Below are 23,302 nucleotides of genomic sequence, written 5' to 3'. Positions count from 1 at the left end.
TTCAAACCAATGCTATTATTATTTGTTTAACTTATATTAATATATATAAGTTTTATTTAAAAATATTATATTATAATTCACAAAAAATATGCAACTTAGTTGCAAAAAAAGGATGAGATTGAAAAAAATATTATTATGTTCTACAGTTTTATGTGGATTATTATATGCAGATAACAGTAGTATCACTTATGGATATGGGATAAAAGATTATAGTAATTCAGCATCAAAAATTAATGGAAAAATTCATATTTTAGATATATCACATGAAATATCTAATCATAAATTTAGTATAGGATACCAAGGTGATAATGTAGATAGGACAGTACATCCAATTTCAAAAGCAAACAGAGATTTAGATGTTGAAAAATATAATGCAAAATATATATACAAAGCTAATGATAAAATAAAAGTAAAAGCCAGTTTTATCAAAATAATAGATAACTTAGCTCCTACAGATCAAGGAAAAGTATATGGGTTAGGTGGAACTTACACTATTACAAAAGGTTTTAATGCAGCTGTAGATATTTATAAAAGTGACTATAAAAACTTTGATGTAAACCAATATGATTTTAGCATCTCAAAGGGTTTTAAAATTGATAATCTAAAATTAAAAGCAACAATAATTGCTAAAAAAATAGATATTGATGGTCAAAAATATGGTAGTTATAGTTTTAAAGATAAAGACTATTTTACTACAGGTTTAAAACTAGGAGCGAATTACAATGGATACGTTGGAGGAATAGGTGCTTTCTTTGGAAAAAGAGTTTTCACTGTTCTTGATGGTGGAACAAAGGTTCAACATCATGCCATGGAACAAAATAGAACATATATGTTAAAGTTTGGAAAAAAATTCAAAGATTTCGATATTGTTGCAAAATATTCTTTCCAGAATGGAAAAGAATTACCAGAAAATAGAAATGATGTAGATACAAAAGTTGTATCTTTATCTTTAACTTATAAATTTTAAAGAAAAAAAGAGACTATTAAAAGTCTCTTTTTATCTATCTAACCCCTTTTCATATGCCTCTCTACATTCGACACAAAATCTAGCATGAGGTTTAACTTTCAGCCTTTTAATTCCTATATAATCATCACACATTTCACAGATTCCATAAGTTTTCTTCTCTATTTTTCTTAATGCTAAATCTATCTCTTTTATATCTTGAAGTTGTTTATTTCTTAAAACATAAAGATTATGACTATCACTTGAAACCTCTGCATAATCAAGTTCATCATAAGATGTTTCACTTTGAAGTTCTTCAATAATAGCCTGACCTAAAGTAGTTTCTGATAATAACTGTTCTTTTTTTTCTAATAATAAATTTTTTAATAACTCTGTTTGATTTTCTTTTAGCATATCTAATCCTTTATTTTAAAGTAAATGTCCCATTTGCTCTTTTTTTATTTTTAAATAGTTTTCATTATATGGATTTGTTTTTATAATTGATGGAGTTCTTTTTTTTATTTTAATACCACAACTTTCCACAAATTGAATTTTCTTTGGATTGTTTGTCATTAATTTTATTTCATCTAAACCTAAATCTTTTAATATATATCCAACTGCTTTATAATCTCTTTCATCAGCTTTAAATCCAAGTTTAACATTAGCTTCAACGGTATTGTACCCTTGGTCTTGAAGATTATAGGCATTGATTTTATTTACAAGTCCTATATTTCGTCCTTCTTGCCTATGATAAATAACTAAACCACCTTCTTTAGCAATTAATTTTAGTGCCATTACAAGTTGTTTATTACAGTCACATTTTAAACTTCCAACTGAATCTCCTGTTAGACACTCACTATGTACTCTAACATGAGGAGCTTTAAGTTCATTAAAGTTTTTACTCATAATTGCAAGGTGTTCTTGGCAGCCATCTTTATATGCTTTAACATCAAAATCCCCGTATTTTGTAGGAAGATTTGCTATTTTTGATTCAATAATTGTCTTTATGTCATTTCCTAAATATGACTTGAAAAAACAAGACTTTGCTCCTGTATGACAAGCAGAATTACCAACTTGCTCTACAATCGCTAGGATCGTATCATTATCACAATCAACCTTTAAATCAATTAGTTTTTGAATATGTCCACTACTTTCACCTTTTTTCCAAATTCTATTTTTACTTCTCGAAAAATAGTGAATAATTTTTGTTTCAACTGTTAAGTCTAAAGCCTCTTGGTTCATATAGCCTAACATTAAAATTTCATTTGTTCCAAACTCTTGGGTAACAACAGGAACTAAACCATTAGATTTTTTAAAATCAATATCCATTTTTTCTCTTTTTAAATTCATTTTTTTATACTCATATAAATAAAAACTATAAGTGCACAAAGTGAACTACTCATAATTATTGAAGGACCTGAACTTATATCAAATTGATAAGAAACTACAAGCCCAATGATTGTAAATATTATTGAAAGAACAGCAGATACTATCATCATTGATAATAAATTCTTACAAAAAAAGCTAGAAATATAAATTGGTATAGTAAGAAGTGCTATAACTAAAATTAGACCTACAACTTTTATAGAAATTACTATGGCTAAACTTGATAAAACTAAAATAAGTGTATAAAAAAACTTAGTTTTTATACCTCTTAGACTTGCATATTCTCTATCATATGATACAGCTAAAATATCTCTATAAAAAATAGTTACAATTAGAAATATTATAACTAGTAAGGAAGCCATATAATAAACATCTTCAATACTTACTGCAAGTAATGAACCAAAAAGATAAGACATTAAATCTGTTTGATATCCAGGTGTTAAATCTGCAAGAATAATCCCAAAAGACATCCCAACTGACCAAGTAAGACCAATCATAATATCTAGGTTTTCTCTATTTTTATAACTTGCTAAGGCAATTAAAATAGTAACTGCAACACAAAATAAAGATGTGGATAACAACATTGGTAAACCAAAATATATAGTAAGTCCAATACCACCATAAGCACTATGTGCTATACCACCTGATAAAAATACCATTTTATTTACAACAACCAAAGTTCCTATTATTGCAGTAATAATACTTACAATAACTCCAGCTAATAAAGCATTTTGAATAAATGAATATGAAAGTAGTTCTAACATCGACATCTTCCTAGCATTTCAAGAAGTTCAATCTCACATATATGAGAATCTATTGATTTAAACTCATCTTTCATCGTTGTTAGGTCATGATATGTAAGTTTTCTATTTATATAAAAAGCTTTTGATGCATATTTTAAAATAACTGAAATATCGTGACTTACAACTATAACTGTAATCTCTTTATTTAGCTGTTCTAAAGTTGAATATATTTGTTCACATCCACTAATATCTATATTTGATGTTGGTTCATCCAAAAGTAGAATTTCAGGATTAGAAAAGAGCGCACGTGCAATAAGTACCCTTTGTCTTTGTCCTCCTGAAAGATTTGATATTTTATTTTTTACAAAATCTTTCATATCTACTTTTTCTAAAACTTCATATGCTCTTTCTTTTTCCTCTTTTTTATATCCAAATAGTCTTTTTTGAAGATTGTTTTGTCCCATCATTACAACTTCAAGTACAGTTATTGGAAAATTTAGATTTATATTTGTATTTTGTGGAACATAACCAATCTTTTGAATTTGATTTATATAATCTTTTCCAAAAATCTTTATAGAACCTTCTCTTAGTTCATTTATCCCTAAAATTAGTTTCAGTAAAGTTGATTTTCCTCCACCATTAGGTCCTATGATTGTTAAAAAATCATTTTCTTTAATCTTAAAATTTATATTCTCTAAAACTTTTTGTTTCTCATATGAAAAGTTTAGATTTGATACTTCTATTACATTTTTTAATTGCGATTGCAATTTTCATCCTTTAAAATTCTATGCAACTTAATTGCATTTTTGAATTCTAACAAATAAAAATTAAATGCGACTTAGTTGCAATATTTATTTTATTATATTTATAGTGTTGGTATTAAATTTAATATCTTAAAAGTATTTAAAATTTTGTCATATATTTATTAATATGGACATTTTTGAGTCTATTATTCTTTAAATTAAAGTTTTTTAACAAGCACATTGGATATTTTTGTTTTTTCTTGCATTTTTGCCATGCGTCTGATGACCATCTCTAATCCACCATTCAATGCCACCAATTAACTCTTTTACTTGAAAACCTAGTCTTGCCATATTTAAAGCTCCTTTTGTAGAAGCGTTACACCCTATTCCATCACAATATGTCACGTATATTCTATTTTTAGGTAAATTCTTTGTAGTGTTATCATTCATAGTTTTATGTGGTATATTTATTGAGTTTGGAATTCGTTCATGCTCATATGCACTTTTGCTTCTTGCATCAATAACTATTATAGAATCTGATACCTTTAAAGACTCATTTAAATCCCAAGAATCTATTTCATATTTTAATTTATCTTCATAATGTTTTATTTGTTCATTCATATATTTTCCTTATTTATAAAATTGTTTCATAAGCTTTAAAGTTTCTAAATCTTTTTTAGTTCCTCTTTCTTGTAAGTGCTCACAAATTCTTTCAAACCTGTCTTTTTTAAGATGTTGTCCTAACTTAAATTTGGCTCTTATTTCATTTGGTATTAATTTAAACAGACATGTAGCATTTATTGCCTTTTTGTACGTTTCATCATTTAAAGGTATATATTTACCCTCTTTTTGAAGTTTTTGCATTAAAGACTCTAAAGCATTAGCTTTTTCATTATAATTTTCTACAAATTCTATTTTTCCATCAATTATTATAGATTTAAAAAAGTGAGTTGCAGGACAAGCATCACCTTTATCTGTACTAAAATACGAAGGAATTAAAGAACAATCTTCTACTACAGAAAAAGAAGCATTTGTATTCTCTTTTATAATACTAATCTTTTTGCCCTTCTTCGATCCATGAAAGAAAATTTCTCCATTTAACTCTACAAAGTTTATAGGTAAAGAGTAAGGTTTATTATTTGAACATAAAGCTAATGTCCCAAATTGTGCTTCATTTAAAATATCATCTATTATTTTCTTATCTGTTATTTCAAAAGCTTTTTTCATTTTAATTATTTTCACTCCAATCAAATTGCATTTGTTTTGCTGTTTTTACGGCTAATTCATAACCATGAATTTTTGAAACTAGATGTAAACTCATATCAATACCTGCAGATATTCCTGCAGAAGTTACAATATCTCCTTCATCAACCCATCTAACATCTTTAACTATTTTTAAAGAAGGGTAATCTTTTTCCAAATCTTCAATATCTTCCCAATGTGTTGTTACTTTTTGCTTTGTTATTATTTTAGCTTCAGCCAAAAGAAAAGCTCCTGTACAAACAGAAGCAATAAGTTTTACGCTGTCGGATTGTTTTTTTATCCAGTCTATTACATCTATTTTTTTTACTTCTTCTGTATGCACGCCACCAACTACAACTAAGACATCTAAAGGTGGATGATTTTCAAAAGTATAATGAGAACTTACCTTATATCCACCTCTTGCAGTTACTAAACTCTGATTTTCACTTATTAAACAGACGTTAAATTTCTTTTTATCTTTTAAAAACCTTGAAGCTACAGAAAATACTTCAAAAGGACCTGAAAAATCTAGCACTTCTGCTTCATTATAAATATAAATACCAATATTCATCAAATTTCCTTTTTATATTATTTTATTTCTAAAGTACAATTCTAAATGGAATCATCGTTGATTTAGTAAAACCATTTATTTCATAAAATTTGTGTGCCTTAATATTGTCAAAATCAGTTAATAAAGTTATTCTTTTACATTCATTTTCTTTTGCAAAACTTTTTGCGTATAAAACTAATAAAGTACCAATACCTCTACTTTGGTGCTCTTTAGAAATAATCATATCCTCTAATACAGCAACTTTTGAGCCTAAAGCAGTAGAAATTGTATATAATAAAGTTAACATTCCCACGATGTTATCACCGTCTTTTGCAATTAAAATATGTCCTTGAACTGGATTTTTTATTATCATAGTTAAAGCTTTTTTTTGAATCTTTTTATCTGCTTTGAATTCAACTTCTTGTTCAAAAAGAGTTGTCAATAAATCACATAATTTATCTATATCATTAAGTGTTGCAATTTCAACTTTCATTTATTAACCTTGTTTTTATTTATAGTAATATATCATATATCTGTACTTATAACAAGTGCCAAATTATTTACTTTATTTAGGGACAGTTATGTATATAATTGAAAAAAATGATAAAAAACCTCTTTGTCTTCAACTTTATCAAGAGTTAAAAAATGATATTATTAAAAACTATAAAATAGGAGAAAAAATTCCTTCTATAAGAAAAATTGCATCAACTTATAACTTAAGTAAAAATACCGTAGAACGAGCTTACTCACAACTTGTTGTAGAAGGATATATAGATAGTTATCCTAAAAGTGGTTATATAGTTACAGATACTAAATATAGTGATTTTAACACTGATTTTTCAAAAGGAAAAGAAGAAAAAGAGTTAAAAGAAGATACTTTATATGATTTCTTTCCAGCAAGATTAGCAAAAGATTCTTTTCCTTTAAAACTTTGGAAAAGACTATTTACAAAAGTTATTGATGATACACTTGATTTTGGAATGTATCAAAAAGGACAAGGTGAATTAGGCTTACGAAAGCAAGTATCACAATATCTTATAAAATCAAGAGGAGTTAAATGTAACTCAACTCAAATTATAATATGTAATGGATTTGCTGACTCTATGGGCTTACTAGCTAAGCTTCTCAAAAATTCAAATGAGACTCTTGCAACAGAGTTCCCAGGTTATCATATTGCTAGAAAAGTTTTTGATTCTCATAGTTATAAAATTGAAAATATTCCACTTCTAAAAGATGGTATAGATTTAGAAGTACTCAAAAAATCTAAATCAAGACTTGTATATATCACACCTTCACACCAATATCCAACAGGTGTGGCAATGCCAATAAGTAAAAGAATGAAACTTCTTGAATGGGCAAAAAATACTAATAGCTTTATTATTGAAGATGATTATGATAGTGAATTAAATTATATAAATAGACCTATCCCTTCACTGCAAGGATTAGATAATAACAACAGAGTAATATATGCAGGTACTTTTTCTAAATCACTATCTCCTGCTATACGAGTTAGTTACTTAGTCCTTCCTCCCTCTATATTAGAAAAGTTTAACAACTTCTATGAAACTAGAGCTTCTAGAGTTTGTTTAACTACTCAAAAAGTTTTGGAAAAATTCATAGAAGACGGGCATTGGGATAAACATTTAAGAAAAATAAGAACGAAAAACAAAAAAAAACATAATCTAATGAAATCACTATTAAAAGAAAAAATTGGTAATACCATGAAAATAGAAAGCCAAGGAGCAGGTTTATCAATAATAATAAATCCTACAAAACAATTTGATTGGTTAAAACTAGAGAAATTAACACAAAAAGAAAAAATAAAGCTCTACTATGCAAAAGAACGAAGCGGAGATAAATGGCAAGGTCTTATGATGGGATTTGGAGGATTTAAAGAAGAAGAAATTGAAAAAGCAATAAATATATTTTCTCAATTATGGAATAAATGTATTATTGAATAAATTAATAATATATCTTGTATTATGAATCAATTTATTGGAGTACATATGGAAAATTTAGATTTTTGGCTTTTATATATTTTAACAGTATTTATTGCATCGATTATTCCAGGACCAAGTATGCTTCTAGCTCTTACTCATGGATTGAAATATGGTACAAAAATTTCTATTGCTACAGCAATTGGAAATACAACTGCATCAATGATACAAGCTTCTATTGCAGTTACTGGTCTTGGAATTGTTCTAACTACATCTACAACACTTTTCATGATTATAAAATATGCAGGAGCAATATATTTAATATATTTAGGAATAAAACTATTTAAAACACCATTTAACATAGATAATGAAAAAGAAAAATTAAAAAAAGAAGATGTAAAATTGCGTAAATTATTTACAGAAGCATTTATTGTTGCAGCTTCAAATCCAAAAGCATTAGTATTTTTTACAGCCCTATTCCCTCAGTTTATTAGCGAAGGACAAAATAATATACTACACTATAGTTTATTAGTAATTATACTTGGTGTTATCGCATTTGTTTGTATGATGATATATACTATTAGTGCAAATTTAATAAAAGAGTTGTTTAATAAATCTTCTTTATCAAAATACTTTGGTAAAGTAGTAGGTAGCTTATTTATAAGTCTTGGTGCAGGTTTAGCATTTGCTAAAAAATCATAAAAAGGATAACTATGTCAGGTAAAATCGTAAGTCTTCTTATATCACAAGATACAAAAAGTTCTATGCAAAAAGTAAATCAAATAATTTTAGAAGAAGAAAAAGGTATTTTTGGAGATAGATATTATAATCAAGAAGGAACATTTTCAAATAAAGGGAAAATAGAACCAGATAGAAATGTAACACTAATTGAAATTGAAAAAATAAATGAATTTAATGATAAATTCAATGAAAATATAACAGGTGAAGACCTTAGAAGAAATATTGTTATTTCAAATTGCGATTTAAACTCCCTAGTTGATAAAGAATTCCAAATTGGAAATGTTGTTCTAAAAGGTATTAGACTATGTGAGCCTTGTAAATATCTTGCTGATAAACTAAATAATCAAAAAGTCTTAACCAAAATGGTTAATAAAGCTGGATTAAGAGCTCAAATTATCAAAGGTGGAAGTATTGATATGACTTCACAATTGGAAATATAAAAGAATTAATCAAGAAAATTACTTAGTTTTAAAGAATACTCTTTAAAGTTTGAGATATCATTATGATTAGCATTTTTAATAATAACACTTGATATCTGCTCTTTTTTGAATTCATTTATTAAACGTTTAGTTCTTTTTGGATTTATTACTTCATCTTTTTTAGCGTATAATATTAAAGTAGAAGCCTTAATATTGGAAACATATTTAAAAGATTCATATTTATCTTTTAATAAAAAAGAGACTGGCAAAAAACTATATGCTTCTTTTGCCACATTTAAAATACTGTCATATGGCGTTATTAATACTAATTTTTCAACTTCTTTTTTAGAAGAGATATAACTTGCAATTCCTGAACCTAAACTTCTACCCATCAACGATATAGATTTATGCTTTAATTTTATTTCATCAAAAACTTTTAATCCATCTGCAAATAGATTTTTTTCTGTAGGATTCCCTTGACTCTTTCCATATCCTCTATAATTAATTAAATATACAGTTCTATTTGGAAACAATGTTTTAAAAGAATCAATATTTTGCTCAATATTTTCTGCATTTCCCCCGTAATAAATTAAAGCTTTCTCTTGACCTTTATTTAAAACCCAACCTTGAAGTTTTATTGAATTAAATTTAAAATAAATCTCTTCAACTCCATCTATTTTAGTATAAGTTGTTGGGAAATATAGAAGACTTCTTTGAAAAATATATACAATTAATGTTATTAGCATATATACAAATATAATTATTAATATTAATGATTTCAATTATTTATCCTTAAAAATACTATTAATAATATTTTACTACAAAACCTGTAAAAGATGAAACTTAAATCCAACAAACCCTATCAACATCAATATTTACATAAACTCTGTCAGCTGGCAAAAGACTTTGATTTTGCATTTGTTCTCTTGTTAGTCTACAATTAAATGATATCCCACCAATAGAGACCTCTATTAAAAGATATTCTACAGAATGCTGTTGTTGTATTGAAGTTATTGTTCCAATTAGTGTAGTTTCTACTATCATATCATGACAGTCTTTCTTACATATAGTAATATTATCAGAATCAAGAACTAATACCGAATCTCTTTTCTTTTCATAACTATTAGGAATAACTAAAAACTGACCATCAATAAAAAATTTCACTAAATTTCCATATTCATCTTTTTCCCATGGAGCAAATAAAAGATTTGCACTTCCACTTTCAACTAAATTACCTTGAAAAAGAGCTACTTTTCTATCACATATATGATTAAGCCAATTATGGTCATGACTGGAAATAAGTATTGTTGTATTCCATTTCTGTTTTGCAGAGAGAATTGCCTCTTTTATTAGTTGTGCAGAGTTTGTATCTACACCTGTTGTTGGTTCATCAAGTATCAAAACTTTTGGTTTTAAAATCAATCTAGCAGCAAGGGCAACTCTTTGAGCTTCTCCACCTGAAAGTTGACTCCATTTTCTATTTGCAAAAGAATTATCAAGACCTACTAAACTTAGTGCCTCTTCAACTTTTTTATTTAAATCTTCTTTATAGCCTCTTATTTTCAAACCATACGTGATATTTTCAGAGACTGTTCTTTTTAACAAATATGGATTTTGAGGAACCATAACAATACTTTGTTTAGTTTCCATATCAATTTTTTTATTTGAGATGCCATTAAATTCGATATCTCCACTAGTTGGTTTTGATATAAAAGATAAAAGTGAGAAAAGTGTTGATTTACCACTTCCATTCGGTCCAAAAAAACCTATAATCTGATTCTCTTCTAATGTTAAATTATCTATACTAAGTACTTTTCTTCCATCATAGTATTGTTCTATGTCACTAAGTTCATACAGACTATTCATTGTTCCCAATTCCTTTTTAACATAGATAATGCAATATTAACCATCAAAGCAACGGCAAATAAAACTAAGCCTAGTGCAATTCCAGTTACAAATTCACCTTTTCCAGTTTCAAGTGCAATTGCAGTTGTTACTGTTCTTGTATGATATTTGATATTTCCACCAACCATCATAGAAATTCCAATTTCTGTGATAATTCTTCCATAAGCAGTCATTGCAGCTGTCATAATCCCAAATCTAGCTTCAATCAAAGTTGCGGTTAAAATCTGTCTTGAATGAGCGCCAAGGCCTTTTAAAGAGATATACAACCTTTTATCAACTACTTCAACTTGTGCAGCAGTTAAAGCAATAATAATTGGAAGCCCTAAAACAATTTGACCAATTATTATTGCTCGTTGAGTAAAAAGTAAATTGTATTCACCAAATGGTCCAGCTTGAGATAACATTGTATAAGCGATTAACCCAATTACTACAGTTGGCAAAGCTAATAATGTATCAACAATTGTCCTAACTATTGGTTTTCCTGGGAAATTATAATAACCCAGAAAAAAACCAAGAGGAAGACCAATAATCAAGCTAATTAATAAAGACCAAGAAGATACTGTTACTGTAGTTGTAATTGCAGAGTAGACACTCTCATCTCCAGACATTAACAATTCTAAAGCTTCATTAAAACCATCAGTAAATAAATTCATACTTTTTTCTAATCCTTATTTTTTAGCATTTGGAATAAACAGTGCTTGACCTAACAATCTAAAGTCAGCAATAGTTTTTTGTGTAGTAGGAGATACAACCCAATTTGTAAACTTTTTAGCTAATTCAGGTTTTACATTTGAACATTTTTCTTTATTAATTGAGACAACAGAGTATTGGTTAAATAATAACTTGTCACCTTCAACTACAACTTTCATACTATTATTTTCACCTTTTTGAGACATATACTTAATCCAAGTACCTCTATCTGTCATTGTATAACCACCTTTTTCAGAAGCCATATTAATAGTTCTTAACATTCCTTGACCAGTTTGTACATACCAAGATGAAGCCTCTTTTGTATCCACTTTTGCATTTTTCCATAAAGAAAGTTCTTTTTTATTAGTCCCAGAATTGTCACCTCTTGAAAAGAAATTAGACTTGTTGTCTTTGATTGTTTGAAGTGCTGTACTTGGAGTCATTCCATTTACAGAAGCAGGATCTTTTTTTGGTCCAATTATAATAAAATCATTGTACATTACTTGTTGTCTATCTCCACCAAAACCTGTTGCAATAAACTTTTTTTCAGAAGCAGGTGCATGAACAAATAAAATATCAACATCACAATTTCCACCCATTTTTAGAGCTTTTCCAGTTCCTGTTGCAACCCATTTTAAAGCTACTCCAGTATCTTTTTCAAATTTTGGAGCTAAATAGTCTAACAAACCTGTATTATCCGTACTTGTAGTTGTAGCCATCATTAAAGATTGTGCTTGTAAACTTAAACCAACTGCTACTGATAATCCTAATGTTAATAATGTTTTCTTCATTTTTATTTCCTTTTTTTAATTAAATATACTTGTCTGTTCTTTTAAATACGAACAATTAAATTTAATCACCTTAACGCTATCGCCTACTTCTATACCAGCTCTTCCTTCGTTTGTGACAACTATACTATTGCTAATATCTAGCACTGTAATCATTCCTGAACCATATTTGTTTTTTCTTGTTACTTCAAATTCTCCTTTTTGACAAGATCCAAGTACAACATTCACTCGGCCTGTTTTTGTTTTAAATTCTTGCATATTTTGTACAGTTGTAATATCATGAAAAATATAATTACTACCTTGAATTTTATTTAGCACAGGTATTGCAAATAGATGCATATTTACCATCGCAGTTAAGGGGTTACCAGGTAAACACATAACAAATGTTTGTCCTAAGTTTTTTTGCATTGTTCCCATCATAATCGGACGTCCAGGTTTTACATTTACTCCATGAAATGCAATTTCAAGACCATTTTCAATAAAGGCTTGTCCAACAAAATCTGCATCTCCCATAGAAATACCACCAGTAGTTATTATTACATCATAGTTTTTTAGTGAACTTACAAACTTAACTGATTTTTCTAAACTGTCAGGAACTACACCCATATATGTAGCATCAAAACCTTTTTCTGAAAGTAAAGATATTAAAGCATATGAATTACAGTTATAAATTTCATCTTCATTAGCTTCTTCCCAAGGTTCTTTTAACTCATTTCCAGTAGAAACTACTGCAATAGAAAGCTTTTTATAAACCCTTATCATAGTTAACCCTTGAGAGGCTAAAACTGCTACTTTTGAAGAATTTATTACTTCACCTTTTTTAAACAATAAATCATTTGTAGCTGTTTCTTCACCTTTTAGTCTTAGACACGCACCTTTTTTTATTTCTTCTTTTAAAGTTATTTCATCATTTTCATATAAAACTATGTCTTCAATAGGAACTATAGTATCTACATCATCAGGTACTTTTGCACCCGTCATAATTTTATAACATTCACCTTCTTCTAGAGATGCTTCAATATTATCTCCTGCAAATATAGTAGTTTTAACTTTTAATATTTTTCCTGCATCTTTTGCTTTTATTGCAAATCCATCCATTGCAGAGTTATTAAATGATGGAAGATTTTTTACACATAAAATATCTTGCGAAATTACTCGATTTAAACTTTTTTCTATATTTACTATTTCAGTTAAAGTAGTTACCTCTGCTACTTCAAGAGATTTACTAACTGCCTTATCAAAATCTAAGAATGTTTTAACCATTTAAAGCCTTTACTTGTCTATATTTTTTTGCTATTGTTTTTGCTAAAAACAATATATCTTCACTATTTAACTCTTTGGAAAAACTCAAACTCAAAGCCCATCTAGATTCTATTTCTTCATATCCCATCTCTTGTAAAACTCGCGAAGGTTTTGATAATCCTAAAGAACAACCTTCTCCATTTGTTACGTAAATATCACCTAAAGAAAGCGTCCTAATAATCTCTCTAGCTTTTATTCCTTTTAGTCCAAAATGAAGTGTATAAGGTAAAGTATCATTAGGATTAACAAAGTAATAGATATCATCTCCAATCTCTTTGTCTATACATGATTTAAATTCATTTTTATATTCAGAGATTCCTCTAAAACTATCAACTGCATTTGATATTTCATAAACTGCAATAGTATCAATTGAACCAAGATATTGTTCTTCAAAAACTTCATTATGCAAAATAATAGAAGAAAAAGAAAAACCAGTTAATTTAAATGATTCTAATAATGCAATATCACAATACTTTACGTCAAAAGAAGAACTAATATTTGAGATAATCTTTCCATCTGACAACTCTTTTACTTTTTCTAAATCTACTTTTACATACGTATCCATAATGTATGAAGAGATAAAAATATAATCACATCTTTTTATCTCTTCATAATTTATATGTCCATCTTTTTTTAAAGATATAAATTCAATATCAAAACCTAATTGTTTATATGCATTCGCAGCATCAATAATTGCCTGGCTTTCACCAGAGCTCACTAATATTTTTCCTTTTAAACTTAACATCATTGATAAAAAGCCATCTTTTGAAAAAGAAAAAGTATTTAATGACTTAAATCCAAATGTCAATCTAAATTTTTTTATAAAAGTTTCTACATTAGTATTATCTTTTAATGCCTCTAGTGCCTTACTACTATCTATTTGTATAGTATTAACTTCTGGATACTGTAAAAAATTTAACTTATACATCTATGCTCTCTTTTGTATGTTCTTTTGAACACTGAATCATTTTTTCATTTTTTATAAATATTTCATTGAATCTATTTTCTGAAAACTCTTTAACTTCATATCTAAAGGTTTTAAACTTCTCCACTAATTCTTTTGCTTTAGGAGTAAGTGTTGTACCTCCAGAGTTTCTTCCTTTATTTACTATTACAAGTTCATCATCTATATACTCTTGAAGTATTTTTATATGACTCCATGCTTTTTTATAATTCATTCCAGCTCTTTTCGAGGCTTCTGAAATAGAACCCGTTTCATCAATAAGCTCAAGTATTTGAGTTTTTCCCCCACCAAAGACTAGATTTTCTTCACTATCTTCAATCCATACTTTAATTTTTGATTTCATCGTGTTCCTTTCTTTTATGAAAACAACCAAGTTGACAACGAATTGTTTCAATATCGCTATGTTTAATACTATTTCCTACTTGTCTAAAACTTGATTGTTTTGATATATACCAAAGCGTTTTACACGAAATATCTTTATTCTGTGTAAAATTTTGAGATATTTTGTTATAAACAGCTGTTTTGGCATTTTCAAATTTAATTTTGTCAAAAAAGCCAAGTTCACAATTTGATATTTTAATCCCTATACTTTCACAAGCATCTATCATATCAGTAGATTTGATACCAATAAGATGAGCAACTTTAAAAGCTTTTAAACAAGATAATTTTCCATCATCATCTAAGTTTGTCAAAATAAGCTCTTTTTGAGTCTCATCCAATTGTATATCTTTATTTAACTTGGCCATAAATTTATCTTATTACTCTTCCTGAATGAGTATAAACATTCATCTTTTTACCTCTTGCAAAACCAATTAGTGTAATACCATGAGTATGGGCTGTTTTAACACCTAGGTGAGTTGGTGCTGTTCTTGATACAACTATTGGAATTTTATGCATAACTGCTTTTACAACCATCTCTGAGCTTAATCGTCCAGATACAAAAAGTACAGACTTTGTTGTATCTATACCTTTTAATTTACATTTTCCAACAACTTTATCAATTGCGTTATGTCTTCCTATATCTTCAGATGTAACAGTACTTCCATCTTCTAAATATAACATTGCTTTATGAACACATCCAGTTAACATATATAATTCGCTATCACGATAAAATATTTTTACTTCTCTACTAATAATCTCTGGGGCAACTACAAAATTTGTTTGGTTAAATGGGACTTCTACTGAACCTGCAATATTTCCAGTAACTCCACCACCACAACCACTTACAAGTGTTTTTTCCTTGTATAAATTATCTAAAGAGCTGGCATCAACTGCTGCTTTAATATCAACTCTTAGTCCATTTTCACTTAATGTTATTTCTTCAATATCATCTACTGAAGAAATTATGTTTTCACTCATCAAGAAACCAATGGCGTGAGCTTCTTGGTCAAGTGGAATACACATCATTGAAATAGCCTTGTTACCATTTAAAAAGACATTCAGTCTTGCCTCTTCAATTGTTACATCCTCTACTTCAATTACTTCATCACCAGCTACTTTATCAATGATGATTTTTTTCAGATATTTTGAATTATCCATATTTTTCCTCTTAATATGCATTTTTTGCATATTTTAATATTTTAAACTATGCAAAATCAGCATATTTAATATCAAAAAAAACAGTCCCCAAAAGGGACTAGTTTTTATATTTCTTTTTTCTCTTTTAACTTTTTATAATAAGAACTATGAAGAATTTCAACTTCCTCTTCTTCTTTATATCCAGTTATAATTGAGTGAATTGCACCTTTAATTGCAAAAATTGACATATACAAATGAACAAAGAATAACGCTGTAACACCTAAACCTAAAGCATTATGTATAAGTGCACTTGCTCTTAAGAAATCAATTTGAGAAATACCATTTGAAGCTAAAATTTCAAGTCTAAAATCCTGAAAATACATAGCTGCACCAGTAAGAATCATCACTACACCACCTAAAGTGGCTAACCAAAACCAAGTTTTTTGACCTGCATTAAACTTACCTGCAGGAACTGGTTTTTTATCTTTATTTAAATATCCACCAACAATCATTAACCATTTGATATCATCCCAATGAAGGAACATCCATCTTGCCCACATAAAGAACATTGGAAATACACTAATAATAAATAAAAGTGTTGAGATTGCATGAATTTCTCTACAAGCTGTAACAAAAGTACCACCACCAAAAGTACTACCAAACATTATTATTAACCCAGTTGGGATAAGTAATATAAATGCGATAGCTGCAATTGCGTGTACTATTCTATTGAACAATGTAAAAACATATATTTTTTTTCTATCATGAGAAAAAACCATTGGTCCAATTACAAGATAATGAATTAGAAAAGCTGCTGGTACACCTATTAATACTCCTAAAAACAAAGGTTTAAAGTAAGTACTTTGCATAAGCGTAAAGTAGTATCCTAAATGTAAAGAACCTTTTTGATCATAACCTAGAATATTTGGAATTAAATCTTTACCATAGATTGCACTATCAGCATTAGCACCAAAGGCTAATGTTGATAATGCTACTAAAGCAAGAATAATATATTTGCTTTTCATATTCATACCTATTTAGATCCGTACGCTGTGCTCCAACCATATGGTTGAGTTTTAACACCGTGACCTACTGATAGAACTCTTTCTCTATAGATTGCTGCAACTTCTGTCGCATCACCTACAAGTAAAGCTTTTGTTGAACACATTGCTGCACAAACAGGAACTTTACCTTCAGATATTCTATTTTGACCATATAGTTCTCTTTCATGAGCACTATTTGTTTCAAGAGGTCCACCAGCACACATTGTACATTTATCCATTGCACCTTTTGAACCAAAAGCTCCAGTTTGTGGAAATTGTGGTGCTCCAAAAGGACAAGCATATAAACAATACGCACAACCAATACACTTATCTTTATCATGAAGAACAATTCCATCTTCTCTGATATAGAAACAATCTACTGGACAAACCTGCTCACAAGGTGCATCGTTACAATGCATACAAGCAATTGACAATGAATATTCAAGGTCTTGAATACCTTCATTCATAGTAATTACTTTTCTTCTATTAATGCCTGCTGGTAATTCGTGCGCTTCGGCACAAGCAACTGAACATCCATCACATTGAATACATCTATGTTCGTCACAGTAAAATTTTAATCTAGCATTTTCACTACTACTCATCTAGCACTCCTTACGCAAGTTCGATTCGACATAATCCACCTTTAGTCTCAGGAATCTGAGTGATGATGTCGTAACCGTAATTTGTAACTGTATTAGCACTTTCACCAATTGCATAAGGTTTAGTACCTTTTGGATATTTGTGCGATAAATCTTCACCCTGGAAAACACCTGCGAAGTGAAATGGCATAAAGATTCTATCTTCACTAACACTATGAGAGTATTTTGCTTTAACTTTAATCTTAGTTCCTTCAGGAGAGTGAATCCACATCATAGCACCATCTCTAATACCATGTCTTCCTGCAAGGTCTGGATTAATATCACAAAACATCTCTGGAGTTAATGCAGCAAGATATTTACTTGCTCTATTTTCCATACCAGCACCATTCATATTTACAAGTCTTCCTGTAACTAAGTTAACAGGGAACTCTTTTGACCAATCTTTCTCATTTTGTTTAGTTATATATTGAGTATCAACTCTATAATGATTCCCTTTATCCGCATAGTTAGGATATTTTTTAACTAAATCTTGTCTTGGAGAGTGTAATGGCTCTCTGTGAATAGGTATTGCATCAGGGAATGTCCATACTTTTGCTCTAGCTTTTGCATTACCATATGGAGCAATTCCTCTTTCCATACATTTCTCTGCAATAATATTAGAAGTATCAACTTTCCAGTTTTTACCTATTTTTTTCTTCTCATCAGCAGTTAACGTAATTCCAAGAACTTTTTCAATATTGTCTCTTGTAATCTCTGGATAACCATCTTTATTTGAAGAATTCTTTGGTGCAGAACCAGTTCCAGCTAATAAGTCATGACCATCATGCTCTAGTCCAAATCTATTTCTGAATCCCATACCACCATCTTTAACACTTCTATTAATGTTATATAGTAAAGGACTTCCACCATGATTTTCTGTCCATACAGGCCAAGGTAAACCATAATATTCACCTTTCATTTCACCGTATCCACGTCCAGAAATTTGATCAAACATATGCCAGTTTTCTGTATGCTTTTTAATTCTCTTTGCAGTCCATCCAGTAAGACCAATAGTCTTAATAATTCTTGCAATTTCATCAGTAGCATCTTCAGGCCATGTAAAATCTTTTTTATTTTCTTTTACTTTCATTCCTTGAGTATATTGATCAAAGAAATCTAGTCTTTTTGCTAATTCAAACATAATGTCTTGGTCTGTTTTAGACTCATACATTGGCTCTACAACTTTTGATCTCCATTGTGCAGATCTATTAGTAGCAGTAACTGAACCAGATGTTTCAAACTGAGTAGCAGAAGGTAAAATAAATACATCATCTTGTTTATCAGTTAAAATAGCAGCTTCATTTACAAAAGGATCACAAAGAACAATCATGTCTAAGTTGTCTAACCCTTCTTTAACTTTTGCTTGCTGTGCAATTGAAGTAATACCATTACCCATTACAAAAAGATTTTTTAAACCAGTACCAGCATTATGGATTTTATCATTACCATTTTTACCGTTTAATACACCAGCCCACCATCTAGATAGTGTGAATCCTTTTTTATTCATCCAATCTTTTGTTTTAAATCTTCCTTTTAACCATTCATAATCAACACCCCAAGATTTTGCGAAGTACTTCCATGAACCATCACTTAACCCATAGTACCCAGGTAATGTGTGTGATAAACAACACATATCAGTAGCACCTTGAACATTATCGTGACCTCTAAGAATATTTGTTCCACCACCTTCAATACCCATGTTACCAAGAGCAAGTTGAACGATTGGAGCAAGTCTAGTATTAGAAGACCCAATTGTATGTTGTGTTAAACCCATAGCCCAAATTAATGTACCAGGAGTAGATTTTGCATATAATCTTGTAATTTGAATCAGTTGGTCAGCAGGAACACCTGTAACATCTTCAACTTTTTCTGGAGTCCACTTTTTAGCTTCTTCCATTACATCATCCATACCATAAACTCTGTCGCTGATAAATTTCTTATCATGCCAACCATTTTTAAAAATAAGATGTAACATTCCATACATAAATGGAATATCTGTTCCAGGTCTCACTCTACAAAAATGATCTGCTTTTGCAGCAGTTTTAGTAAATACAGGATCAACAACAATGATCTTTGCATTGTTTTGTTCCTTAGCCTTTAGGAAATGTTGAAATCCAACTGGGTGATTAACCGCAGGATTTGCTCCAAAAATAATAATTGCTTTCGCATTTTGGATATCTCCAAGTGAGTTTGTCATAGCACCGTAACCCCATGTATTCGCCACCCCGGCGACTGTAGCACTATGTCAAATTCTAGCTTGATGATCTATATTATTTGTTCCATACATTGCTGCAAACTTTCTAAAATAGTAAGCTTGCTCTGTACTTAATTTTGCAGACCCTAAGAACATTGCTGAATCTGGTCCTGCTGTTTCGTGTGAAGATTTTAATTTATTTGCGATTCTGTCTAATGCATCATCCCAAGATAATCTCTTCCATTTTCCACCTTCTTTTACCATTGGATGTTTAAGTCTAACTTCAGACCTAACCATATCAATCATATCGGCACCTTTACAACAATGACCACCAAGCGAAATTGGATGATCTTGTGCAACTTCTTGTCTTACCCACACACCATTTTGTACTTCGGCGATAATACCACATCCAACTGAACATGCAGTACAGATAGTTTTAACTTTAGTTGAACCAGGGAAAGGATTTTTAACTTCCTCTTCCGTTGCAGCTCTAGTTACGCTATCATTCGCAAAAGCACTAGTTGCACCTACAGCAGTAGCAATAGCAGCCATTTTTAAAAACGACCGTCTACCAACTTTTGCTTTAAGCGCATCATATGTACTAACCGACATACGCTACTCCTTACTTTTTTATAAAGCTTGTTTGTAAAAATCTTCCCAAGCTTTAGTTTTTTTGTATAGAACTTCTTTTTTAGGAGAGTTCCCTACAACAACACCATTTGAATTAGCTTCATAAGAAGCCTCGCTATTAGCAGCAGCTAAAGCAGTGGCACCCACAGCCGTGGCACCTACAACTAACGCAGTTTTTTTGGCAAAATCTCTTCTACTCTCTTGCATAGTTGCTCCTTATTTTGTATTTGCCCCATAATTTGAGACATAAATAAAACAAACAATTTTGTCTTACTTATATTTCAAAAAAGAAGATGATATTAAATATCATCCTCTACATCGAAAGTAACAAATACATCTTTTTCTTCTTTTTTAGGTCCACTTGCTCTTAATGCCCTATTTCTAGCTCTTCTCTCTTTTTCTTCTTCTGAAATCTCTTCAGTTTGAGTTTGTTTAACAACTCGTTGCTTAGTTAAAGGAATAGATACTTCTAAGTAAATTCTTTCAAATTCCATAAATGCCTTTAAAATAACTATTACATCTTTAAAAATATTTGCTGATTCATGTTCATATATTTCTTTAGAAAAATCATTTACAAACTCATTTAATATCTGTTCAAAAATACAATGAGCAGTATTTATATATTGTTCTTCGCCATCTGCTGCTAACTCACAAAGTTCACTCATAACAGTAAATATAAAACCAATATGGTCTTCATAATCAGAATATTTTTTCTCATCTCTTCTAATTCTAGTTTTTGCTAAGAAATTTTGCATCTCAACTCTTTTTTTACCACTTTCAATATTTTCATCATAATATGAAGCTGTAGTTCTAACAGTCATAGTTTCAGGAGAATGAAAAATGTCATCAAATTCATTCATAAAAGTAATATTCGAATCGCTTTTTAGAACTTTTCTTATATTTTCAAAAGCTTCAGCAGTTGTTGCATCTAATGGATTTTCTTTTAAAGTATCTATTAAACTTATTAATTCTAGGTATCTTTTGTTATCTGTAGTAAAGACAAAGAATCTTGAAAAAAGTCCGTAGTATAAAGCTCTTGCTTTATTTATTTTTACATCATTCATTATAAACTTACTCCTTCTTTGTTGTTATATCCTTCTGGATTTGCCATATAACTTTTCATCATGATTTTTGGTTTACAATCTTCACAACAATATAAAGTTCTCTCTTTTACTGGATCAGCTTTAAATATAGGTCCCATTACAGCTGCTATTTTTTCAATAGCTTTTGTCGTTGCAAACTCTTTTCCACATTCAACACATGGAAATAATTCATCTTTTGCTAAAATTTCTTCTTTAAACCAAGCTGGAGTTAATTTAATAACATCTTGTTCTATTGTTAAACAATTACCTTCAGGACATGAAACTTCACAATATCCACATGAAGTACATAAAGAAGCATTTAGTCTTAAAGTATTATCACTTGTATCTGCAATAAGTGCATTTACATTACAGGCCCCTACACAAGATAGACATAAAGTACATGTAGATTCATTTACTTTTACATGTCCATAATGTACATGTTCACCAGTTGTTACAACACCTAAATCATCTTCTCCAACAATATTAGATAATCTAATTGCAAAAATTTCCCTCTTTCTCATTTCCATATCATTTAATTTGTATTTAGAATTCTCAACAAAATCAACTTCTTCTATTGCATTTACTAATTCTTCTTTTGTCATTGCTAATAAAATTGCATCTTTTTGATACTTTGCTTGATAGATTTGATTTAAGATTGATATAGAATCTCTTGTCCCTTTTGATAAAAAATCTGTATAGAAGATTACTTGAGAACCTGATTCTTGTAATAATGTTAACAATGTAGCTTCATGTAAAAACTTTTCCCCTTCAATTTTAAAAGGTAAAATATTTTCTTTTAATTTTACAGCTAAAGAACCTATATTCATTTTCTCTGGAATTACTAAAGGAATTTGTCCTTCATAAAATCTACTCATTTCAGAAATTGACTCTCTACTTGAAGGAGCGTATTCAATTGCACCTGAAGGACAAACTGATATACATCCACCACAACCATGACAATCAATTTGAGAAAATTCTAAATGTTTTTGCTCATCATCTTTAACAATAGCAACAGTAGGACAAACTTCTGCACATTTTCCACAAATTTCTTCTCTTCTTTCATGGTATTGACAGATTGTTTTATCATATGTAGTAAATTTTTTATATTCATAATTTGTAATATTTGTTCTAATATTTGCAAGGACATCATCAATTGAAGTTTTTAAAGGGTCAAAACAACCGCTTTGTTTCATACCTAAATCTTTTTCATCAAACCAAATAATTTGATCAACTTTTAGTTCAACATCTTTTCCTTCATCATCAACAAGAATAGATAAATTTCCAATATGTCCGTTTATTTCTTTTATAATCTCTTCACTAATTTGAAATAAATCAAATTCATCAGGAACCATAGATTTAAGTATTTCTTTCTTTTGTTCATTATTACAAACAAGTAAAACTTTATTTGATATTTCTTGTTTAAAAACAATATCTTGTGCTAAATCAAATCTAATTGCATTTGCTTCATATAGTTTTTCTACATTTTTAATTTTTGAAGATAATGGATCTTTTGAATAGTTAATATAAAAATCAATTTCATCTGCAGTAATTTCTGATCTTATGCTTTTTGTATTTGAAACAACATAGTCAAAATCAGAATTATCAATTAAAGAATCAGTTACAACAATTTTTTCTGGAAGTGGGAAATCAATTCCATTTGGATTATAATATATGAATTCTTGCATCTTACATACCTTTTGGTAAAAAATATTTTACCTAATTCTATTTGCATTAAACTTTAATAAAACTTAAAAAGTTAATATTAATTTACCTTTTTTATTTTAAGTGTTACATTTTGGTAAAAAATTATTAACTATTATGCTATAATTTATTAAATTAAGGGG

General features: G+C 29.2%; 27 protein-coding genes and 1 pseudogene. 4 read left to right on the top strand and 24 right to left on the bottom strand.

Annotated elements, in window-relative coordinates; translation table 11 throughout:
- Window positions 1-118: 118 nt before the first annotated feature.
- The gene (locus BT997_RS13165; RefSeq protein ID WP_072682407.1) at window positions 119-967 is read left to right on the top strand and encodes a hypothetical protein; all 849 of its coding nucleotides are present in this window, start codon (window positions 119-121) and stop codon (window positions 965-967) included.
- 30 nt (window positions 968-997) lie between these two features.
- Here the strand turns inward: BT997_RS13165 and dksA are convergent, their stop codons facing one another.
- From dksA to BT997_RS13125, 9 genes and pseudogenes are all read right to left on the bottom strand, one after another.
- Complete coding sequence (gene dksA / locus BT997_RS13160; RefSeq protein ID WP_072682406.1) at window positions 998-1,357, bottom strand: RNA polymerase-binding protein DksA; 360 nt, start codon at window positions 1,355-1,357, stop codon at window positions 998-1,000.
- 15 nt (window positions 1,358-1,372) lie between these two features.
- The gene (gene ribA, locus BT997_RS15730; protein WP_258239494.1) at window positions 1,373-1,951 is read right to left on the bottom strand and encodes a GTP cyclohydrolase II; all 579 of its coding nucleotides are present in this window, start codon (window positions 1,949-1,951) and stop codon (window positions 1,373-1,375) included.
- 21 nt (window positions 1,952-1,972) lie between these two features.
- A pseudogene (gene hisI, locus BT997_RS15725) lies at window positions 1,973-2,293 on the bottom strand (phosphoribosyl-AMP cyclohydrolase); the annotation flags it as partial.
- On the bottom strand, window positions 2,290-3,093 hold the full coding sequence (locus tag BT997_RS13150; protein ID WP_072682405.1) for a metal ABC transporter permease: 804 nt from the start codon (window positions 3,091-3,093) through the stop codon (window positions 2,290-2,292). The pseudogene hisI and the gene BT997_RS13150, both read right to left, overlap by 4 nt.
- Window positions 3,087-3,839: a metal ABC transporter ATP-binding protein gene (locus tag BT997_RS13145; protein ID WP_072682404.1), complete on the bottom strand. Its 753-nt coding sequence runs from the start codon at window positions 3,837-3,839 to the stop codon at window positions 3,087-3,089. Before BT997_RS13145 ends, BT997_RS13150 begins: the two co-directional genes overlap by 7 nt.
- A 204-nt stretch (window positions 3,840-4,043) precedes the next feature.
- Window positions 4,044-4,436: a rhodanese-like domain-containing protein gene (locus BT997_RS13140; protein ID WP_072682403.1), complete on the bottom strand. Its 393-nt coding sequence runs from the start codon at window positions 4,434-4,436 to the stop codon at window positions 4,044-4,046.
- Window positions 4,437-4,445: 9 nt separating this feature from the next.
- Entirely contained in the window at window positions 4,446-5,042 is a 597-nt protein-coding gene (locus BT997_RS13135) for a pyridoxamine 5'-phosphate oxidase family protein (protein WP_072682402.1), read from the bottom strand.
- A gap of 1 nt (window position 5,043) precedes the next feature.
- Window positions 5,044-5,628, bottom strand: a complete 585-nt coding sequence (locus tag BT997_RS13130) for a DJ-1/PfpI family protein (protein ID WP_072682401.1) — start codon at window positions 5,626-5,628, stop codon at window positions 5,044-5,046.
- 28 nt (window positions 5,629-5,656) lie between these two features.
- Window positions 5,657-6,100: a GNAT family N-acetyltransferase gene (locus BT997_RS13125; protein ID WP_072682400.1), complete on the bottom strand. Its 444-nt coding sequence runs from the start codon at window positions 6,098-6,100 to the stop codon at window positions 5,657-5,659.
- 88 nt (window positions 6,101-6,188) lie between these two features.
- Here BT997_RS13125 and BT997_RS13120 point away from each other — a divergent pair, with 88 nt between their 5' ends.
- From BT997_RS13120 to BT997_RS13110, 3 genes are read left to right on the top strand one after another with little or no spacing between them, the layout of a single operon-like run.
- Window positions 6,189-7,568 (top strand): PLP-dependent aminotransferase family protein, encoded by a 1,380-nt coding sequence (locus tag BT997_RS13120; protein WP_072682399.1) that lies wholly within the window; start codon window positions 6,189-6,191, stop codon window positions 7,566-7,568.
- 45 nt (window positions 7,569-7,613) lie between these two features.
- Complete coding sequence (locus BT997_RS13115) at window positions 7,614-8,246, top strand: LysE family translocator (RefSeq protein WP_072682398.1); 633 nt, start codon at window positions 7,614-7,616, stop codon at window positions 8,244-8,246.
- An 11-nt stretch (window positions 8,247-8,257) separates the two neighbouring features.
- Window positions 8,258-8,725, top strand: a complete 468-nt coding sequence (locus BT997_RS13110; protein WP_072682397.1) for an MOSC domain-containing protein — start codon at window positions 8,258-8,260, stop codon at window positions 8,723-8,725.
- 5 nt (window positions 8,726-8,730) lie between these two features.
- On the opposite strand, the gene BT997_RS13105 is transcribed toward BT997_RS13110, so the two are convergent.
- The 15 genes from BT997_RS13105 to BT997_RS13030 form a co-directional block, all read right to left on the bottom strand.
- Entirely contained in the window at window positions 8,731-9,486 is a 756-nt protein-coding gene (locus BT997_RS13105; protein WP_072682396.1) for an alpha/beta hydrolase, read from the bottom strand.
- A gap of 61 nt (window positions 9,487-9,547) precedes the next feature.
- The gene (locus BT997_RS13100) at window positions 9,548-10,570 is read right to left on the bottom strand and encodes an energy-coupling factor ABC transporter ATP-binding protein (protein WP_072682395.1); all 1,023 of its coding nucleotides are present in this window, start codon (window positions 10,568-10,570) and stop codon (window positions 9,548-9,550) included.
- A complete protein-coding gene (locus tag BT997_RS13095; protein ID WP_072682394.1) occupies window positions 10,567-11,262 on the bottom strand; it encodes an ABC transporter permease in 696 nt (231 codons plus the stop codon). Before BT997_RS13095 ends, BT997_RS13100 begins: the two co-directional genes overlap by 4 nt.
- Window positions 11,263-11,277: 15 nt before the next feature.
- Window positions 11,278-12,090, bottom strand: coding sequence for a substrate-binding domain-containing protein (locus BT997_RS13090; RefSeq protein ID WP_072682393.1), 813 nt, complete (start codon window positions 12,088-12,090; stop codon window positions 11,278-11,280).
- A gap of 15 nt (window positions 12,091-12,105) precedes the next feature.
- Window positions 12,106-13,350 carry a molybdopterin molybdotransferase MoeA gene (locus BT997_RS13085; RefSeq protein ID WP_072682392.1) on the bottom strand — a complete coding sequence of 415 codons (1,245 nt, stop codon included), beginning with the start codon at window positions 13,348-13,350 and terminating at the stop codon, window positions 12,106-12,108.
- Window positions 13,343-14,317: a cysteine desulfurase gene (locus tag BT997_RS13080; protein ID WP_072682391.1), complete on the bottom strand. Its 975-nt coding sequence runs from the start codon at window positions 14,315-14,317 to the stop codon at window positions 13,343-13,345. Before BT997_RS13080 ends, BT997_RS13085 begins: the two co-directional genes overlap by 8 nt.
- Window positions 14,310-14,696, bottom strand: coding sequence for a winged helix-turn-helix domain-containing protein (locus BT997_RS13075; RefSeq protein ID WP_072682390.1), 387 nt, complete (start codon window positions 14,694-14,696; stop codon window positions 14,310-14,312). The genes BT997_RS13080 and BT997_RS13075 overlap by 8 nt, the downstream gene beginning before the upstream one ends.
- Window positions 14,680-15,099, bottom strand: coding sequence for a ModE family transcriptional regulator (locus BT997_RS13070; protein ID WP_072682389.1), 420 nt, complete (start codon window positions 15,097-15,099; stop codon window positions 14,680-14,682). The genes BT997_RS13075 and BT997_RS13070 overlap by 17 nt, the downstream gene beginning before the upstream one ends.
- A 4-nt stretch (window positions 15,100-15,103) precedes the next feature.
- Window positions 15,104-15,892, bottom strand: a complete 789-nt coding sequence (fdhD, locus tag BT997_RS13065) for a formate dehydrogenase accessory sulfurtransferase FdhD (protein WP_072682388.1) — start codon at window positions 15,890-15,892, stop codon at window positions 15,104-15,106.
- 104 nt (window positions 15,893-15,996) lie between these two features.
- Entirely contained in the window at window positions 15,997-16,896 is a 900-nt protein-coding gene (locus BT997_RS13060; protein ID WP_072682387.1) for a formate dehydrogenase subunit gamma, read from the bottom strand.
- A gap of 8 nt (window positions 16,897-16,904) precedes the next feature.
- Complete coding sequence (gene fdh3B, locus BT997_RS13055; protein WP_072682386.1) at window positions 16,905-17,516, bottom strand: formate dehydrogenase FDH3 subunit beta; 612 nt, start codon at window positions 17,514-17,516, stop codon at window positions 16,905-16,907.
- Window positions 17,517-17,526: 10 nt separating this feature from the next.
- The gene (locus tag BT997_RS13050; protein ID WP_258239491.1) at window positions 17,527-20,358 is read right to left on the bottom strand and encodes a formate dehydrogenase subunit alpha; all 2,832 of its coding nucleotides are present in this window, start codon (window positions 20,356-20,358) and stop codon (window positions 17,527-17,529) included.
- Between the two features lie 18 nt (window positions 20,359-20,376).
- A complete protein-coding gene (locus tag BT997_RS13040) occupies window positions 20,377-20,583 on the bottom strand; it encodes a Tat pathway signal protein (protein WP_072682383.1) in 207 nt (68 codons plus the stop codon).
- A 92-nt stretch (window positions 20,584-20,675) separates the two neighbouring features.
- Window positions 20,676-21,440 (bottom strand): molecular chaperone, encoded by a 765-nt coding sequence (locus BT997_RS13035; RefSeq protein ID WP_072682382.1) that lies wholly within the window; start codon window positions 21,438-21,440, stop codon window positions 20,676-20,678.
- On the bottom strand, window positions 21,440-23,143 hold the full coding sequence (locus BT997_RS13030; protein ID WP_072682381.1) for a 4Fe-4S binding protein: 1,704 nt from the start codon (window positions 23,141-23,143) through the stop codon (window positions 21,440-21,442). Before BT997_RS13030 ends, BT997_RS13035 begins: the two co-directional genes overlap by 1 nt.
- Between the last annotated feature and the right edge of the window lie 159 nt (window positions 23,144-23,302).

Origin of the sequence: Arcobacter sp. LA11 (assembly GCF_001895145.1) — a bacterium.
In the GTDB taxonomy this organism is placed as follows: domain Bacteria; phylum Campylobacterota; class Campylobacteria; order Campylobacterales; family Arcobacteraceae; genus Halarcobacter.
Note: the sequence above shows the minus strand (reverse complement) of the source record. Positions and strands in the feature narration are given on the sequence as shown.